A 1,114-nucleotide genomic window follows, 5' to 3' on the forward strand; every position below is an offset into this window, starting at 1 on the left:
GCGGCCGCCTCCGCGGATCGGTCATCACCATCATGTTTCTTCGAACTCACAGCATCCAGTGTCGTAGTCATCACGGCACCCTTCCCGCCACGCTCACGCGCGGCGCGTCAAGCCGGAAACACCTTTTAATGCACAGTCCCATGTCCTGAGACATCACACCCGGATTCCCGGGGCACGCGCCCCGTACCCGATGCCGATTGCAGGAGTTATGAACATCGGAGCCGTGCAAGGGGCTGTAATGACAGCGCAGATGGCGCAGAACGCCGAGCGCCGCACGACGGGCGGGCCAGCGTTAGCCGACCCGCCCTGGGCGGAGTTACGGGAGCGTTAGAACTTGATTACGAGGCTCGGGAATGCGGTTGAGCCCTGCAGCGAATCACTTCCGAGGTAGCGGGCTGTCAGCAGGTGGATGCCCCTGCCAAGTCCCGTGATCGGCACCGTTACCCGGCCATTGTCGGCTGCCGCCAGGGTCACGGTGGTGACCTTGCGGGTTCCGTCGTAGATCGCGATCTGCCCTGTTGGAACGACTCCACCTTCGCCGCTCACCGTCACGGCGTAGGCGACCGGCTTCGTCCCAAACACGAGCGTGCGGTTGACCGAACCAGAGGTGGAGCTGGAGCCCTTCTGCACGATTACCTCGGCTGAGGTGGCGGAGCCGTCGAGACTGCCCTCCTTGCTGGCGACGACGGTGACGGTGATCTTCGTGCCGGCATCCGCCGCGACGAGCACGTAGCTCGCCGCAGTCGAGCCGACGATCGCAGTCCCGTTGCGGTTCCACTGATAGGCGAGAGTCGGGTTATCGACGCTCCAGGTTGCCCCGGTCGCGGTGAGGGTGCGCCCGACTCGCGGTTGGCCGCTGATCACCGGTGCCGTGAGCTTCTCGATCGGCACGGCGATGGCCGTAATCTCGATCGGGACTTCGACCGACGTCCCGGCCTCGGGTACGCCAATAGTGAGCACCAGGGTGCCAGCTGGTGTTCCCGCGGGAATGGTGATGGTGACGGATGCCCGGCCGCCGCTATCCGTCGTGTCGACGATCGCGGGGTCGATCACAGCGGAGCCGAGTTTGACGCCGCCAGCGCTCACCACCGCTGTGCCTGCGGCCGGAGCCGAG

General features: G+C 65.4%; 1 protein-coding gene. It reads right to left on the reverse strand.

Features of this window, described 5'->3' with window-relative positions:
* Nucleotides 1–327: 327 nt before the first annotated feature.
* Nucleotides 328–1,114: Ig-like domain-containing protein (locus tag RMN95_RS16230; RefSeq protein WP_309617944.1), on the reverse strand; the 787-nt coding region annotated here is incomplete at its 5' end.

It is taken from the genome of Salinibacterium sp. (assembly GCF_031364185.1).
In the GTDB taxonomy this organism is placed as follows: domain Bacteria; phylum Actinomycetota; class Actinomycetes; order Actinomycetales; family Microbacteriaceae; genus Rhodoglobus.